13 protein-coding genes are annotated in these 16,764 nt (G+C 38.6%); 7 read left to right on the top strand and 6 right to left on the bottom strand.

The annotated features are described in order from the left end of the window. The first annotated feature begins 66 nt into the window (after positions 1–66). From mnmA to GWJ01_RS05745, 6 genes are all read left to right on the top strand, one after another. Complete coding sequence (gene mnmA, locus GWJ01_RS05770) at positions 67–1,170, top strand: tRNA 2-thiouridine(34) synthase MnmA (protein WP_109395348.1); 1,104 nt, start codon at positions 67–69, stop codon at positions 1,168–1,170. A 2-nt stretch (positions 1,171–1,172) separates the two neighbouring features. Further along, positions 1,173–1,802, top strand: a complete 630-nt coding sequence (gene hflD / locus GWJ01_RS05765) for a high frequency lysogenization protein HflD (protein ID WP_098943331.1) — start codon at positions 1,173–1,175, stop codon at positions 1,800–1,802. 31 nt (positions 1,803–1,833) lie between these two features. After that, complete coding sequence (gene purB, locus GWJ01_RS05760) at positions 1,834–3,204, top strand: adenylosuccinate lyase (protein WP_109395347.1); 1,371 nt, start codon at positions 1,834–1,836, stop codon at positions 3,202–3,204. A 214-nt stretch (positions 3,205–3,418) separates the two neighbouring features. Beyond that, entirely contained in the window at positions 3,419–4,093 is a 675-nt protein-coding gene (phoP, locus tag GWJ01_RS05755) for a two-component system response regulator PhoP (RefSeq protein WP_109395346.1), read from the top strand. A gap of 1 nt (position 4,094) precedes the next feature. Next, the gene (gene phoQ / locus GWJ01_RS05750) at positions 4,095–5,558 is read left to right on the top strand and encodes a two-component system sensor histidine kinase PhoQ (RefSeq protein WP_109402769.1); all 1,464 of its coding nucleotides are present in this window, start codon (positions 4,095–4,097) and stop codon (positions 5,556–5,558) included. A gap of 183 nt (positions 5,559–5,741) precedes the next feature. Continuing rightward, positions 5,742–6,863 carry a ribosomal protein uL16 3-hydroxylase gene (locus GWJ01_RS05745; RefSeq protein ID WP_161710836.1) on the top strand — a complete coding sequence of 374 codons (1,122 nt, stop codon included), beginning with the start codon at positions 5,742–5,744 and terminating at the stop codon, positions 6,861–6,863. 82 nt (positions 6,864–6,945) lie between these two features. Here the strand turns inward: GWJ01_RS05745 and GWJ01_RS05740 are convergent, their stop codons facing one another. The 6 genes from GWJ01_RS05740 to lolC form a co-directional block, all read right to left on the bottom strand. After that, complete coding sequence (locus GWJ01_RS05740; RefSeq protein ID WP_109395343.1) at positions 6,946–7,254, bottom strand: hypothetical protein; 309 nt, start codon at positions 7,252–7,254, stop codon at positions 6,946–6,948. Positions 7,255–7,621: 367 nt separating this feature from the next. Beyond that, on the bottom strand, positions 7,622–8,866 hold the full coding sequence (gene pepT / locus GWJ01_RS05735; RefSeq protein WP_109402768.1) for a peptidase T: 1,245 nt from the start codon (positions 8,864–8,866) through the stop codon (positions 7,622–7,624). Positions 8,867–8,918: 52 nt separating this feature from the next. Continuing rightward, positions 8,919–9,776, bottom strand: a complete 858-nt coding sequence (cobB, locus tag GWJ01_RS05730; protein ID WP_088493175.1) for a Sir2 family NAD+-dependent deacetylase — start codon at positions 9,774–9,776, stop codon at positions 8,919–8,921. Between the two features lie 85 nt (positions 9,777–9,861). Then, positions 9,862–11,109: a lipoprotein-releasing ABC transporter permease subunit LolE gene (gene lolE / locus GWJ01_RS05725; RefSeq protein ID WP_109402767.1), complete on the bottom strand. Its 1,248-nt coding sequence runs from the start codon at positions 11,107–11,109 to the stop codon at positions 9,862–9,864. Next, positions 11,109–11,819: a lipoprotein-releasing ABC transporter ATP-binding protein LolD gene (lolD, locus tag GWJ01_RS05720; RefSeq protein WP_202611132.1), complete on the bottom strand. Its 711-nt coding sequence runs from the start codon at positions 11,817–11,819 to the stop codon at positions 11,109–11,111. The genes lolE and lolD overlap by 1 nt, the downstream gene beginning before the upstream one ends. A gap of 40 nt (positions 11,820–11,859) precedes the next feature. Beyond that, complete coding sequence (gene lolC / locus GWJ01_RS05715) at positions 11,860–13,062, bottom strand: lipoprotein-releasing ABC transporter permease subunit LolC (protein ID WP_109395340.1); 1,203 nt, start codon at positions 13,060–13,062, stop codon at positions 11,860–11,862. Between the two features lie 194 nt (positions 13,063–13,256). Between lolC and mfd the strand changes: the two genes are divergently transcribed. Then, positions 13,257–16,715, top strand: coding sequence for a transcription-repair coupling factor (gene mfd / locus GWJ01_RS05710; RefSeq protein WP_109395339.1), 3,459 nt, complete (start codon positions 13,257–13,259; stop codon positions 16,713–16,715). The last annotated feature ends 49 nt before the right edge of the window (positions 16,716–16,764 follow it).

Genomic DNA, 16,764 nt, shown 5'->3' with positions numbered 1-16,764 from the left:
CTTGATGCACCTGTGTCAGTGATATGGTAAAGTATGGCGCTTATTTTTCCGCAGTGAGATCCAGTCATGTCAGATAACAGCCAAAAAAAAGTCATCGTAGGAATGTCCGGTGGCGTAGATTCATCCGTCTCAGCCTATCTTCTTAAGGAACAGGGATATCAGGTCGTTGGTCTGTTTATGAAGAACTGGGAAGAAGACGACGATACAGAATATTGCTCAGCCTCTACCGACCTTGCCGATGCACAAGCCGTGTGTGATAAGCTTGGTATTGAGCTTTATACCATCAATTTTGCCGCTGAATATTGGGATAATGTTTTTGAACATTTTTTATCTGAATATAAAGCTGGCCGCACCCCAAACCCAGATATTCTTTGCAATAAAGAAATAAAATTTAAAGCATTTTTAGAATATGCTGCTGAAGATTTGGGTGCTGATTACATTGCAACAGGTCACTACGTCCGTCGTCGCGATATTAATGGTAAAAGTCAATTACTTCGCGGTGTTGATAATAACAAAGACCAAAGCTATTTCTTATACACATTAAGTCATGAGCAAATTGCACAAAGCCTTTTCCCTGTTGGTGAAATGGAAAAACCTGAAGTCAGAAAAATTGCTGAAAAGCTTGATTTAGCAACAGCAAAGAAAAAAGATTCCACAGGTATTTGTTTTATCGGCGAACGCAAATTTACCGATTTCCTATCGCGCTATTTGCCTGCAAAGCCCGGTGCTATCGTGACTGTTGATGGTGAAACTATTGGTGAACACCAAGGTTTGATGTATCACACATTAGGTCAGCGTAAAGGTTTAGGTATTGGTGGCACTAAAGATGGCGGAGAAGATCCTTGGTATGTAGTTGATAAAGATGTTGAGAACAATATTCTTGTTGTCGCTCAAGGTCATGAACATCCAAGATTAATGTCTGTTGGTCTAATTGCTCAGCAGTTACATTGGGTATCAAGAGAACCTATAACTGAAGCTTTCCGCTGTACTGTTAAAACACGATATCGCCAACCTGATATTGAGTGTACAGTAACACCATTAGGTGAAGATAAAATTGAAGTCCGCTTTGATTATCCTGTAGCAGCTGTAACTCCAGGACAATCAGCCGTCTTTTATCAAGACGAAGTCTGTTTAGGTGGCGGGATCATTGAAACACGTATTCAGGAGTAGATGTGGCTAAAGATTTTCGTGATATAACACTTGCATTGGCAGGCATCTGCCAAGCAAGTCGTCTCGTTCAGCAAATTGCTTACCAAGGTAATGCGAACGAGAACGATGTTGAAGTAATGGTTAACAGTGTTTTTAATCTCAACCCAACTTCAACACTAGATGTTTATGGCAATCAAATCAGCCACTTAAAATTAGGTTTTCAAACACTGAAAGCTATTCATCAGGCGGTAAGAAGAGAAAAGCTAACGCTTGAATTGATGACTTATCAGCAAGGGTTAATCAATCTAGAGCGTCTTATTAATAGAAATGATGATTACAGCTCACACTTATCGCAAAAAATTTCTCAATTAGAGCGCCAAAAAAGTTATTTTGAACCTATGTCTGAAGGTGTATTTAATGCACTTGCGGGCGTTTATGTTGATGCAGTTAGCCCTGTTGGCCCTCGCATTCAGGTTCATGGCTCTATTGATCTTTTAAAGAACCCTATTATTCAAGCTAAAGTTAGAGCGTTGTTATTAACTGGCATTCGTAGTGCTGTGCTCTGGCGTCAAGTCGGTGGTCGTCGTTTTGATTTTTTACTGCATCAAAAGACTATTCTGCGACAAGCTGATGATTTTCTCGCTCAATGTTAATACTTTAAATTCAACCTGGGAGTTGCCAACAATGGAATTATCTTCGCTGACAGCGATTTCACCGATTGACGGTCGTTACGGTAGTAAAACTTCGTCGTTACGTTCTATTTTTAGTGAATTCGGTCTTCTGAAATTCCGTGTACAGGTAGAAGTTCGCTGGCTACAAAAGCTGGCATCTTGCGCCGACATAAAAGAAGTTCCAGCCTTTGAAAAAAACGCAAACGATTACCTTGATGCAATTGTTGCTAACTTCAATGAAGAAGATGCAGCGCGTATTAAAACTATCGAACGTACCACTAACCATGATGTAAAAGCCGTAGAATATTTCTTAAAAGAAAAAGTGGCGACCATCCCTGCTTTACATCAGGTTTCTGAATTTATTCACTTTGCTTGTACTTCTGAAGATATTAATAATCTGTCTCATGCCATTATGTTGGAAACAGCACGCCAAGAGATCTTATTGCCTGCATGGCGCGAAATTATTGATACCATTAGTAAAATGGCTCAGGAATACCGTGATTTACCATTACTTTCTCGTACTCATGGGCAACCTGCAACGCCGTCTACAATTGGTAAAGAGTTTGCTAACGTTGCCTACCGTATGGAACGCCAATATCGTCAACTAACACAAGTTGAGATCTTAGGTAAAATCAACGGTGCAGTGGGTAACTACAATGCTCACTTAGCTGCGTATCCTGAAGTAAATTGGCATCAATTTAGTGAAGAATTTGTCACTTCACTTGGTATTACATGGAACCCGTACACAACTCAAATTGAACCACACGATTATATTGCAGAGCTTTTTGATTGTATTAGTCGCTTCAATACTATCTTAATCGATTTCGACCGTGATATTTGGGGTTACATAGCACTGAATCACTTTAAACAAAAAACGATTGCGGGGGAAATTGGCTCATCAACCATGCCTCACAAAGTAAACCCTATTGATTTTGAAAACTCTGAAGGAAACTTAGGGTTAGCAAATGCCGTTATGGGGCATCTTTCTAGCAAGTTACCTGTTTCTCGCTGGCAACGTGATTTAACGGACTCAACGGTACTGCGTAATTTAGGTGTGGGGATTGGTTATGCGCTGATTGCTTATCAATCAACTATGAAAGGTCTTAATAAACTTGAAGTGAATGAAAATCATCTTCGTGAAGAATTAGACTGCAACTGGGAAGTGTTAGCAGAGCCGATTCAAACTGTAATGCGTCGTTATGGTATTGAAAAACCTTACGAAAAACTAAAAGAGCTTACTCGTGGTAAACGCATTACAGAACAAGATATGGCCATTTTCATTGATGGTTTAGAACTACCGGAAGATGAAAAAGTACGCTTAAAAGCAATGAAACCTGAAAGCTATATTGGTTTTGCAACTCAACTTGTTGATAAGTTAAACTAATTTTCCTCTCTAAAAAGGCAGATAATTTCTGCCTTTTTTTATAACCTAAACACAGAGAAAACTATCTACAACTTAAACACTTTGCTGGATACAGTGTTTTTTAAGCGCTAGATTGTCTATGATGAGCCCATATTTTTATATGATAGTTTGACTATCATTTCCTGTATTTATTTTACAACAGTGAATTTTTGCTGATTGTACTCAAGGTGGAATAATGCGGATCTTAATTATTGAAGATAATATCTTACTTCGCCATCACTTATCTGTGCAATTTCGTGATGCTGGACATCAGGTTGATGCAGCAGAAGATGCCAAAGAAGCAGATAGCTTTATAGCAGAAGGTACACCTGATGTTGCCATTGTGGATTTAGGATTGCCAGATGAAGATGGCATTAGCCTTATTCGTAGATGGCGAGAGAATAATATTACCCTACCAATAATGGTCTTAACGGCACGTGAAAGTTGGCAAGAAAAAGTCTCAGCATTAAATGCAGGTGCTGATGACTATGTGACAAAACCTTTTCATTTTGAAGAAATTGTTGCACGTATTCAGGCATTAATGCGAAGAAACATGGGAATTGCATCACAAACTCTCGCCATTGAACCTTTTGAATTGGATTTATCACGTAAAGAGTTCATGATTTCAGGAGAACAAATTAAGTTAACCGCATTTGAATATACAATTCTAGAAACATTGATGCGCAATCAAAATAAAGTTGTTAGTAAAGATGCATTAATGCGTCAGTTATATCCAGATGCTGAATTAAAAGAGAGTCACACTATTGATGTACTAATGGGTCGATTACGTAAAAAAATCTTAGAAAAATACCCTAATGATGTGGTGGTTACAGTACGTGGGCAAGGCTACCGTTTTGATATGAAACCTTAATATGCAAAAAAAACAGCGCTCTCCGCTCTCATTACGAACTCGCTTTTTACTTGCAACTAGTGCCATTATTTTGGCACTTACACTCTCTTATGGGTTAGTTGCCATTGTCGGTTCGATTGTCAGTGTGGATAAAACTACTTTTATGTTGATGCGTAGTCAAAGTAATCTTTACTACAGCTTAGCGCAGTGGGATAAGAGCAAGCTAAATATTGAATTTCCAACAAATCTTAATAATAACAATACCTCGCTGGTGGTTATTTTTGATGATAAAGGTAGTGTATTATGGACGCCGCCCGACTTACCGAAAGCTATTCCTGATAGCATTAAACATAAATGGCGCCATGAAGAAGGCCTATTTGAAATCTCTGTTGATGTCAAAACAACACGTTTAATGTTACAGCAGTTACCGCAATATCGTGTTTATCTCAAACGCCTTGACGAATATTCCAGTAATGAGTTTTTAACTCACTCTGTTGTGATTAATCATTATCCTGCGGCTGATAATATGCCTTATATGGCAATCGCGGTTATCGATCCTATTCCCCAACGTATGCAAAAAGTCAGTCAAGTTTGGGATTGGTTCTTATATATCATTCTTGCAAATCTATTTTTAGTTATCCCCTTAATTTGGTTGGCTGCACATTGGAGTTTAAGACCCATAAAGCAAGTTATTGAACAAATCAGTGCATTAGAAAAAGGGACTCGCAATGATTTGGATGAAAACCCGCCAACCGAACTAAAAGGCTTAGTCCGAAATTTAAATGTGTTATTGCGTAATGAACGCAGTCGTTACAGTAAATATCGTACAAGTTTATCTGATCTCACCCACAGCTTAAAAACGCCACTAGCAGTGTTGCAATCAACATTACGCTCTTTGCGATCAGGCAAACAAATGACGATAGAGCAAGCTGAACCTATTATGCTCGACCAAATTGAACGAATTTCACAACAAATGGGTTATTACCTACACCGCGCATCCATTCATGGTGATCACGATATTACCACGCGAAAACTCCATTCGTTGTCAGGATTACTCGATAATCTTTGTAGTGCATTAAGTAAAGTTTATCAGTCAAAAGGGGTTGATTTAACACTCAATGTTTCACCTGAAATTATGTGGTTAGGTGAGAAAAATGACTTTATGGAAGTGATGGGAAATATTCTGGATAACGCCTGTAAATATTGCTTAGAATTTGTTGAAATCAACGTTAGCAATAATGAAAACAGTGTAATGATTATTGTTGATGATGATGGCCCAGGTGTCAGCCCCGAAAAAAGAGAGGCTATTTTCCAGCGAGGAACTAGAGCAGACACGCTGCGCCCGGGGCAAGGTTTAGGCTTATCTATCGCGGTAGATATTATTGAACAATACAGTGGTGAAATTACTATTACCGATAGCCCTTTAGGTGGCGCTCGTATCACCGTAACCTTTGCTGAGCAGCAACTTACCACTGAGCGTGAATAATCATTATTGATAAGACACTCCTTTCTTTTTTCATTACCGCCAAATATACGGCGTTATGTATGATATCTGTTCAATTATTATTGTGTTACCCGCTATTACTCACATTGCTCAAAGGAATGTTTAGCAGGAAATTAGAATTCATTATACTATGGCTTCAGGCTTCCCGAATTCAGGATATACACAATGGACTATAAACTTAATTTAGATTGGCAATCATTCCTCGAAAGCCATTGGCAAAAACGCCCTTTATTAATTAAAAACGGCTTCTCTCGTTTTGTTGATCCTTTATCTCCTGACGAACTTGCTGGTCTTGCAATGGAAGATGAAGTAGATAGCCGTCTTGTAAGCTGCCAAGACGGACAGTGGGGAGTCAAACACGGGCCTTTTGAGCACTTTGAAGGACTTGGTGATAAAGACTGGTCTTTACTTGTACAAGCCGTCGATCACTGGCATTTTCCTAGTGCGGCATTAATGAAGCCATTTCGCGTGTTACCCGATTGGCGCATTGATGATTTAATGATCTCTTATTCTGTTCCCGGTGGTGGTGTAGGCCCACACCTTGATCAATATGATGTCTTTATTATTCAGGGACAAGGTCGTCGTCGCTGGCGTGTGGGTGAAAAAATCCCAATGAAACAACACTGCCCTCACCCTGATCTGCTTCAAGTTGATCCTTTTGAAGCAATTATTGATGAGGAATTAGAACCGGGTGATATTCTTTATATCCCACCTGGATTCCCACATGAAGGTTATGCGATTGAAGAATCGCTAAACTACTCTGTCGGATTCAGAGCACCTAATGCCCGTGAACTTTTCAGTGGTTTCGCTGACTATGTGCTAGCAAATGATTTAGGTAGTTATCGTTATAGCGATCCAGATCTAACACCGCGTGAGAACCCAGCATTAGTGCAACATCAAGAGTTAAATAAACTCCATGACATGATGGAAGATTTACTTGCTCAACCAGAAGTATTCCGTCATTGGTTTGGTGAATTTATTTCTCAATCTCGTCATGAACTTGATCTCGCAGTTCCAGAGCCTTTATATGAAAATGCAGAAATTCACGATTTACTGCAACAAGGTGAGCAACTTCATCGTTTAAACGGTATTCGTGCGTTACGTGTTGGCGATAACTGTTTTGTAAATGGTCAATTGATGGATACTGATCATATAGAAGCTGTGGATGCGCTTTGCCAATATGATTATATTGATAAACAACACTTGAGCGATGCATTAGCTGATCCAAAATTTGTGCGTTTATTAACTCAGTTAGTTAATCAAGGTTATTGGTATTTTGAAGATTAATTATTACTAATTTCCAATAATAAGTTATAAAGCCCTGTCATATTAATGGCAGGGCTTTTTTTATTATTAAATATTTTATAATTTAACGAATTAAATAATTTATCGTTTCTTTTAAAAGTACTCTTGTATTACGAAAGAAAAAAGGAATAACAACAAAAAATGTACTCTGTAAGAAAAAAAGCAATAACGTATGCTTACTATTTGTTGCGTAAAGAGAAAATGAGATTAAATAAGTTATCAAAAAATAGCTAGAGATAATAATAAATGATTGTTTTTCATGTGTTTTTATTAACACTTTATTTTCATTATTAATATTCATTTCTTTTTTATTATTTAAATCAATTTGTTTTTCAATTACAGGATTAACTAATTTCCCTGATGCCGCATCCATTCTACCATCCTTATATTATCATTTTACAATAATTATAGATGACATTAACTTGTTCTAATTTATCAATCTATTGCGGTAAAATAGCGTATATTCTAAGTTTGAAAAACTCATAATTAACATTCATATTATTATGAAGTGATTTTATTTTAACTTAAGAGACTCCATCTAATTTATTTTAGATTTCTTTTTAGTAATTTATTCTATTTTGTTTTATCAATATCACTTAAGATAAAACTGAAGGTAACACGTTAAATGAAGATTAAAAAGAACATAAATAACCTTAGCTAACACTGTAAATAAAAAATGTAACCAAAAAAATAGCCGAAATATCGGCTATTTTTTTATTTTCGAAGCTCTTAATAAGTGATTAATTAATCACTTTAGCCTTTTCTCTTTCAGCTGTAATTTCAGCGATACGCATGATCACACTCACCGCTGCTTCCATTCCTTCTAAAGAGATAAATTCATGCTTACCATGGAAATTATAACCACCTGTAAAAATATTAGGGCAAGGTAATCCACGGTAAGAAAGTTGAGCACCGTCTGTACCACCACGAATAGGCTTGATATTTGGCTCAATATCACAATCAATCATTGCTTGTTTGGCTATTTCAATGATGTGTGGGAATTGAACAACTTTATCATGCATATTGTAATAACTATCATCAATCGTTAGCTCAATATAGCAATCAGGATGTAGGCCTTTACCGACTTTCTCTGCAATCGCAATCATATTTTGTTTGCGTTTCTCAAATAAGTTACGGTTAAAATCACGGATAATATAATGCATTTCTGCTCTTTCTACCGAGCCTTTGATACTTTGCAGATGGTAAAAACCTTCATAACCGTCGGTATTTTCTGGCGTTTCATCGACAGGTAATTCTTGATGAATTCGCGTTGCTAATCCTAACGCGTTAACCATCACCCCTTTTGCACTGCCTGGGTGAACATTGTTACCTACAATTTTGATACTCACGGATGCGGCGTTGAAATTTTCATATTCCAGTTCGCCAACACCACCACCATCTACGGTATAAGCCCAGCTTGCGCCAAATGCATTTAAATCTACATAATGCGCGCCACGCCCAATTTCTTCATCAGGAGTGAAAGCAATACGAATATCCCCATGAGGTCGATTCGTTTCTTTTAAGCGCACCATCGCAGTAATAATTTCAGCAATACCCGCTTTATCGTCCGCACCCAGTAATGTTTTACCATCAGTAGTAATTAATGTCTTACCAATCATTGAATGTAAGATTGGGAACATTACTGGTGACAACACTTCATCACCAATACCTAAAGCAATATCACCACCACGATAATCTTCAAGAACTTGTGGTTTCACATGTTTTCCTGAAAAGTCAGGAGATGTATCAAGATGCGAAATAAAGCCAATAACGGGCACTGGCCAAGATACATTGGATGGTAAACTTGCCATTACACATCCCTTATCACTGAGCATCACATCAGAAAAACCCAGTTTTTTTAATTCTTGAGCCAATGCCTTGGCTAGTTTTAATTGTCCATCACTGCTTGGTGACATTTTTGAAGATGGTTTTGATTGTGTATCAAAATTAATATATTCAAAAAAACGTTCTAATAATTTATCCATTTTGCCCCCTAAGATCTCTCTAAGAACAATAATAGGGAACTCTATAAAATAATTATTGCGTCAAATCAGCTTTAGGATCATTAATTAATTCAAACAATTTATGAACATATTCATCAACTACTTGGCTCGCTGGGCCATAATGTTTCTCTTCAAACTGGCTTTCAACCAAACTTGGCTCAAGATTTAGCTCAACGGTATGAGCACCTGTTAAGCGAGCTTCATGGACAAAACCTGCTGCTGGATAAACATTTCCAGATGTACCGATAGAGATAAAAATATCAGCCTCAGCCAAAGCACGATAAATCTCTTCCATACCAATTGGCATTTCACCAAACCAGACAATATGAGGGCGTAATGGTGATGGGAATTGGCAACAATGGCAACGATCTGTTGTTTCTAAGTCCCCTTTCCATTCAAATACTTGGCGAGATTGAGGGCAACGCACTTTCAGCAATTCACCATGCATATGCAAAATATGTTTACTGCCTGCTTTTTCATGCAGATTATCAATATTTTGAGTCACCAGTAAAAAATTCTCTTTGCCTAAACGTTGCTCTAGTTTCGCTAATGCATAATGCGCTTCATTTGGTTGAATAGAGGGTTGCTGCAATTGGCGGCGACGTTCATTGTAAAACTGCTGAACCAATTGGGGATTGCGTTGATAACCTTCAGGTGTTGCAACATCTTCAACGCGATGTTCTTCCCACAATCCATCTTCTGATCGGAATGTTTTAATTCCTGATTCAGCCGAAATGCCAGCCCCTGTTAATACGACAACTTTGGGTAAATTCATTTCATGTTCCGTTTTATGGGTTAGATGAAAATAGCGACAACGTGAATGTTGTCTACGTAAATTCTTAATTTTACGAAACTTCCTAAGCCGACGATGACGAAGTTTAAGTTTCATCATTACAATCCTTGGTTTTCAAATTTAAATATCGCGTTTCTTACCTTCACTAGTTTAAGCGTTTTTTCTTCTTTGTATGTCAATAAACTTATTGTCCACTTAAAATTCTTGCAGGATCTAGTTTAGTGGCTCGACGTGCAGGATACCAACTTGCAATCAGGCTTAAGATCACAGTGGTAATAAATACAGAGAAAACGTCAATTAAATGAACTTCTGAAGGTAGAAAATCAACGAAATAAACATCGCCAGACAACACACTATGTCCTGTTAATGATTCAATAACAGATACTAATGGCGTTAAATTATAAGCAACCAACACACCAAATATCACACCTGCGATACAGCCAATCATGCCTGATAATAAGCCGTACCATAAAAAGATATTACGAATATGGCTATCTCGTGCGCCTAATGTTCGTAAAATAGCGATATCACTACTTTTATCTCTTACCGCCATAATCAGCGTTGAGACAATATTAAAACAAGCGACACCAATCACTAAGATCATCGATAAATACATAATGCTACGGATCATCTGAATATCGCTATACATATAGCCATAATCACTTATCCAGCTTTTTGCATAAACATATTCTTTGCTGTTTAAACCTGCATTATGAATAATTTCATTGGCGAAAAAAGGATCTACCGTTTTCACTTCAATCCCAGTAATGCCTTGCCCATAATCCATATATTGCTGGGCATCCGTTAAAGGAATTAACGCTAATTGATGATCGAGCATACCACTAAGTTTAAATATGCCACTGACTTGTAAGCGAATACGTTTAGGCTGTAAAAGTTTAGTTGGATCATCATTATTAGGAATTAATACGGTGAGCCAATCATCCTGTTTGATCTTTAGTGCATCAGCAACACCTTGCCCGATAATAATTTGTTGCTTACCTGCCTTAAAATCTTGCCATGCATTGTTTTGGACATATCGAGGTAACAGGCTGATATCACTTTGCTTTTCAGGTGAAACACCCATAACTTGCACTGCCTTTAACTCTGTTCCTTTTTCTAACAATCCAGTAAGTAAAACATAAGGAGCAGCAGCGACAACACCTTGAGTATTCTCGATACGAGGTAATGCGGATTTCCATTGCATAAATGGCTGATCTACTGAATAAATTTGCCCGTGAGGCACCACCGATAAAATGCGATTTTTTAATTCACGTTCAAATCCATTCATGGCACTTAGGCCAATGATTAAGACAGCAACACCAAGCATAATGCCCAGCGTTGAAATAACTGAAATTAAAGAAACCATTCCCGCACGTTTTCGTCCTCTTGAAAAACGTAATGCGGTCACTAATGCAAGTGGCAATTGCGCCATTATTTCACTCCTGAAATTGCGTTTTGTGACTGTAGTTGACCATCTTTCATTTCAAGTTGGCGCTGAAAACGAGCAGCCAATGACAAATCATGCGTGACGACCAGAAATGCAGTTTGTTTTTCTTTGTTTAACTTAATCAACAATTCGAAAATCCCTTCTGCATTTTTCTGATCAAGATTACCAGTTGGTTCATCAGCAAGAACTAATGCAGGATCGTTTACTAATGCTCTTGCAATCGCAACACGTTGTCTCTCACCACCAGAAAGCTCTGAAGGGCGATGATGAGCGCGATCTTTTAATCCAACAGCTTCAAGTAAAGACATCGCTTTTTCTTTCGCCATTGAAGCGCTCGTGCCACCAATCATTAGTGGCATAGCAACATTTTCAAGCGCTGTAAAATCAGGTAGTAGGTGATGAAATTGATAAATAAAGCCTAATTGGCTATTACGCAGATCCGCTTTTTCCGAAGAGGATAATTTATTAAGTGACTGCCCTTTAAAAAAGACTTCACCTGATGTTGGAGAATCGAGCCCGCCCAATAAATGTAATAGGGTACTTTTTCCTGAACCTGAGCTTCCCACTATGGCAAGAAAATCGCCCTTATCCATTTTAAAAGAGACTGATTTCAGCACTTGTGTGGAAATAGAACCATCTTGGTATTGTTTACATAGGGCGTGGCAATCCAATAAACCATCTTTGTTAATTTGCATTTGTTTTTCTGATGCCATTGACTGTTTATTCAAAGAAGAATTACTCATAACGTAGCGCCTCTGCTGGCTGAATAGCCGCGGCCCGCCAAGACGGGTATAAAGTGGATAAAAGGGAAATAATAATAGCGGAGAAACCAATCATAAAGACACGCCCCCAATCAAGTGTTGCGGGTAATTCCACTCCTTGAGGGATAAGTCCTACAGCTGGCATAATGACGTTTAGTTGGCTCGAGAGTAATGCACCTAAAAGCCCACCAGCTACCGCCCCTAAAATACCTGCACCTGCACCTTGTAGCATAAAGATGGACATAATCTGAGAGCGTTTTAAACCCATCGTTTGCAAAATAGCGACTTCTCCTTGTTTTTCCATCACTAACAAAGAAAGTGAGGTAATAATATTAAAAGCCGCCACTGCGATAATTAAGCTTAATAATAATCCCATCATATTTTTTTCCATTTTAACAGCTTGGAAAAATTCACCTTTACGTTCGCGCCAGTCTTTCCAACTTAGATTTTTATCTAAAGGTTGCGCACTGTATTTTTCAATATTAAGAGGATCAGAGAAGAAAAGACGCCATCCGGTAATATTCCCCGGCTGATAACGCATTAAACGTGCTGCATCTTGCTGATTCACTAAGATTTGTGAAGCATCTGCATCACCACTACTTTGGAAAATACCTTTAACAGTAAATAACCGTTGGCTAGGTAATCTTCCCATTGGCGTTAATTGGCTTACACTTGGCACAATAAGGCGGATGCTATCCCCCTCTTTTGCTTTTAACTGTTTAGCAAGACCACTTCCTAAAATCACACCATAATCGCCTGCTTTCAGCATAGAAAAATCCCCAAACCGAATATACCGCGTTAAAGGTTCATCTTGCTCTTTTTCTATACCCAGCATGACACCAACGCTGATATTGTCTTTACTTTGCAAAACAACATCACCTTCTACTAAAGGGGTCACGTTTATGATACCTTCACGCGTCAGTAGTCTTTCAGCTATATTTGGATCTCGGGGTAATTGCCCGTTAGGTGATGTCACGATTGCTTGTGGAATATAAGCAAGAATACTTTCTTGCAATGAACGTTCAAAGCCATTCATGACAGAAGTCACTGTGATCAGTGCCGCTACACCTAACATAATCCCTAAAGCGGATAGCCATGAGACGAAGCGACCGAACTTATCGACCGCACGACCCCGCATATAACGGAGCCCTATATAAAATGAGACAGAATTGTACATGAAATCTGTGCTGTTCCTGTTGCTAATGCGAAGTGTTCAGGGATAATAAAGGGTAGTCTTACTGAATGGAACCACTCTATTCCCAAACTGTGGTTTTTTCTTTTATCTTAACCTGCCCGCCAGTTTAAGCTTTAGCCATTAAGCTAAAGATGTGTTGGGAGTTAACTACAACAAAGAGTTCACATTACACGCTTATGTCCTCAGAATATCGTTATCAACTTCCTATAAAACAAGGGGATACTCGTCAGCTAGGTCAACTGACTGGTGCCGCTTGTGCTCTAGAATGTGCAGAGATCATCAAACGCCACTCTGGATTAGTCGTTCTTGTTACTCGTGATATGCAAAATGCATTACGTTTACAAGATGAAATCCGTCAGTTTTGTGATTATCCAGTAGAGACATTATCGGATTGGGAAACACTGCCATACGACAGTTTTTCACCTCATCAAGAAATTATCTCAAACCGCCTTTCTACGCTATACCGTATTCCATCACTTCTCAAGGGAATTTTAATCTTACCAGTCAATACGTTAATGCAGAAAGTCTGCCCTACTGATTATCTCGCAAGTCATGCGTTGGTAATGCAAAAAGGAGAGATACTTTCTCGTGATAATTTACGTAAAACATTAGATGAAGCGGGATATCGCCATGTCGAACAAGTATTAGAACATGGGGAATACGCAACGCGTGGTGCATTATTAGACTTATTTCCGATGGGAAGTGAATTTCCTTATCGTATTGATTTTTTCGATGATGAAATAGATAGCCTGCGTACTTTTGATGTTGACACACAGCGGACATTAACAGAAGTTGATCAAATTAATTTGCTGCCTGCCCATGAATTCCCAACAGATGCAAATGCGATAGAAATTTTCCGTAGCCAATGGCGCGAGCGGTTTGATGTAAGACGTGATCCTGAACATATTTATCAGCAAGTAAGTAAACACATATTGCCAACGGGAATTGAATATTGGCAATCCCTATTTTTTGAACAGCCTTTATCTAACTTATTTGCTTATTTCCCTAAAAACACATTGATAGTGACACAAGATCTGCAAGATTTTGCCGAAAAATTTTGGCAAGACATCAATCAACGTTTTGAAAGCCGTCGTGTTGATCCTATGCGACCACTGTTACCGCCAGATGATATTTGGCTAAATGTTGATAAATTTAATAAAGAATTAAAACAGTGGCCTCGTATTCAACTTAAAACAGAAACGTTGCCAGAAAAAGCCGGACAGACCAATTTAGGCTATCAGCCTCTTCCTGATTTATCGATTAACGCTCAAAGTAAATCGCCTTTAGATAACTTACGCCGATTCCAAGAACAATTTTCAGGCAGTGTGATTTTCTCTGTTGAAAGTGAAGGTAGACGCGAAACAGTACAAGAGCTTTTATCACGGATAAAAATAGCACCCAAGCAGATCATTGAATTATCTGACGCCCAAGAGAAAGGTTTTTACTTTATCATTGGTGCCGCAGAGCATGGTTTTATTGATAGCCATCGCCAGTTAGCCATGATCTGTGAAAGCGATATGTTAGGTGAACGCATTAATCGTCGTCGCCATGACAATCGTCGCGCCATCAATACAGATACCTTAATTCGCAACCTTGCTGAATTAAGCATAGGGCAACCTGTTGTTCATCTTCAGCATGGTGTTGGCCGTTATCAAGGTATGACAACCCTAGAAGCGGGTGGCGTTAAAGCTGAATATTTGATGTTAAGCTACGCAGGTAATGACAAGCTTTATGTTCCTGTTTCATCACTGCATTTGATCAGCCGTTATTCTGGTGGTGCAGATGAAAATGCCCCATTACATAAATTGGGTGGCGATGCATGGGTAAGAGCTCGTCAAAAAGCCGCTGAAAAAGTACGTGATGTCGCAGCCGAGTTATTAGATGTTTATGCTCAACGTGAAGTAAAAACAGGCTTTACCTTTAAAATGGACAAAGAGCAGTATCAATCTTTCCGTCAAAGTTTTCCTTTTGAAACAACACCTGATCAAGAAATGGCTATCAATGCGGTACTTAGCGATATGTGCCAAGCTATTTCAATGGATAGACTCGTCTGTGGTGATGTCGGATTTGGTAAAACAGAAGTTGCGATGCGTGCCGCTTTTCTTGCAGTTAACAACAATAAGCAAGTTGCCATTTTAGTACCAACTACTCTATTAGCTCAGCAACATTTTGATAATTTCCGTGATCGTTTTGCTAATTGGCCCGTTAATATTGAGATGATCTCGCGTTTTCGTAGTGCAAAAGAGCAGCAACAAATCACAGAAAAACTGGCTGAAGGAACAATTGATATTGTGATTGGTACACACAAACTCCTTCAACCGAATATTCAATGGAAAGATTTGGGATTGTTAATTGTTGATGAAGAGCACCGCTTTGGAGTTCGTCACAAAGAGCGTATCAAAGCTATGCGCGCAAATGTCGATATTTTAACGCTAACAGCAACGCCTATTCCTCGTACGCTGAATATGGCAATGAGTGGCATGCGTGATCTTTCTATTATTGCAACACCGCCAGCACGTCGCTTATCCGTGAAAACATTCGTTCGTGAATATGATGATTTAGTGGTTCGTGAAGCTATCTTGCGTGAAACCTTGCGTGGCGGACAAGTTTATTATTTGTATAACGATGTTGAAAATATCGAAAAAGCCCGCGAGAGACTGGCTGCACTCGTTCCTGAAGCGCGTATTGGTATTGGTCACGGGCAAATGCGGGAACGTGAACTTGAGCGTGTGATGAATGATTTCCATCATCAGCGTTTTAATGTATTACTTTGCACCACAATTATTGAAACAGGTATCGATATACCCACTGCAAATACCATTATTATTGAACGGGCAGATCATTTTGGTTTAGCGCAATTACATCAATTACGTGGTCGTGTAGGTCGTTCTCATCATCAAGCTTATGCTTATTTGTTGACGCCACATCCGAAAGCAATGACAAAGGATGCTCATAAACGTTTAGAAGCGATTGCTTCACTGGAAGATCTGGGTGCCGGTTTTGCATTAGCAACTCATGACTTAGAAATTCGAGGTGCAGGTGAATTACTAGGTGAAGAACAAAGCGGTCAAATGAATACCGTTGGTTTCTCACTTTATATGGAATTATTAGAAAGCGCTGTAGAAGCACTTAAAGAAGGTAGAGAACCATCACTTGAAGATCTCACCAATCAACAAACTGAAATTGAATTAAGAATGCCAGTCTTGTTGCCTGATGATTACATTCCTGATGTAAATGTCAGACTTTCATTCTATAAGCGAATTGCTAGTGCTATCGACTTAACAGAGCTTAATGATCTAAAAGCAGAGTTAATTGATAGATTTGGTAAATTGCCTGATGCAGGACGTTATCTACTGCGTAATGCCGCTATTCGCTTAAGTGCGATGAGCTTGGGTATCACCCGAATTGAAGCGCATGATAAAGGTGGTTTTATTGAGTTTGGTGAGAAAAACAAAGTCGATCCAAGCTATTTAATCAGCTTACTTCAGGAGCAACCTGCCATTTTCCGCTTAGATGGCCCATCAAAATTGAAATTTATTACAGATTTAACTGAGCGTGAAAAACGACTTACGTTTATTGATGATATGTTAAGTGCATTTGATGAGCATAAAATAACCACCCCTAATGGTTATTAAATCAACAAAAAGGCGTAACTGAAGTAACTTCATTACGCCTTTCTTTTTA

This window comes from Proteus sp. G2618, assembly GCF_009915995.1.
GTDB classification, from domain to species: domain Bacteria; phylum Pseudomonadota; class Gammaproteobacteria; order Enterobacterales; family Enterobacteriaceae; genus Proteus; species Proteus terrae.
The sequence above is the reverse complement of the archived record's forward strand: the minus strand, read 5'-3'. Positions and strand labels throughout refer to the sequence as shown.

Coding starts and splice junctions, on each gene's coding strand:
- mnmA (WP_109395348.1), top strand. CDS start 67: ATGTCAGATAACAGCCAAAAAAAAGTCATCGTAGGAATGTCCGGTGGC.
- purB (WP_109395347.1), top strand. CDS start 1,834: ATGGAATTATCTTCGCTGACAGCGATTTCACCGATTGACGGTCGTTAC.
- phoP (WP_109395346.1), top strand. CDS start 3,419: ATGCGGATCTTAATTATTGAAGATAATATCTTACTTCGCCATCACTTA.
- phoQ (WP_109402769.1), top strand. CDS start 4,095: ATGCAAAAAAAACAGCGCTCTCCGCTCTCATTACGAACTCGCTTTTTA.
- GWJ01_RS05745 (WP_161710836.1), top strand. CDS start 5,742: ATGGACTATAAACTTAATTTAGATTGGCAATCATTCCTCGAAAGCCAT.
- GWJ01_RS05740 (WP_109395343.1), bottom strand. CDS start 7,254: ATGGATGCGGCATCAGGGAAATTAGTTAATCCTGTAATTGAAAAACAA.
- pepT (WP_109402768.1), bottom strand. CDS start 8,866: ATGGATAAATTATTAGAACGTTTTTTTGAATATATTAATTTTGATACA.
- cobB (WP_088493175.1), bottom strand. CDS start 9,776: ATGATGAAACTTAAACTTCGTCATCGTCGGCTTAGGAAGTTTCGTAAA.
- lolE (WP_109402767.1), bottom strand. CDS start 11,109: ATGGCGCAATTGCCACTTGCATTAGTGACCGCATTACGTTTTTCAAGA.
- lolD (WP_202611132.1), bottom strand. CDS start 11,819: ATGCAAATTAACAAAGATGGTTTATTGGATTGCCACGCCCTATGTAAA.
- lolC (WP_109395340.1), bottom strand. CDS start 13,062: ATGTACAATTCTGTCTCATTTTATATAGGGCTCCGTTATATGCGGGGT.
- mfd (WP_109395339.1), top strand. CDS start 13,257: ATGTCCTCAGAATATCGTTATCAACTTCCTATAAAACAAGGGGATACT.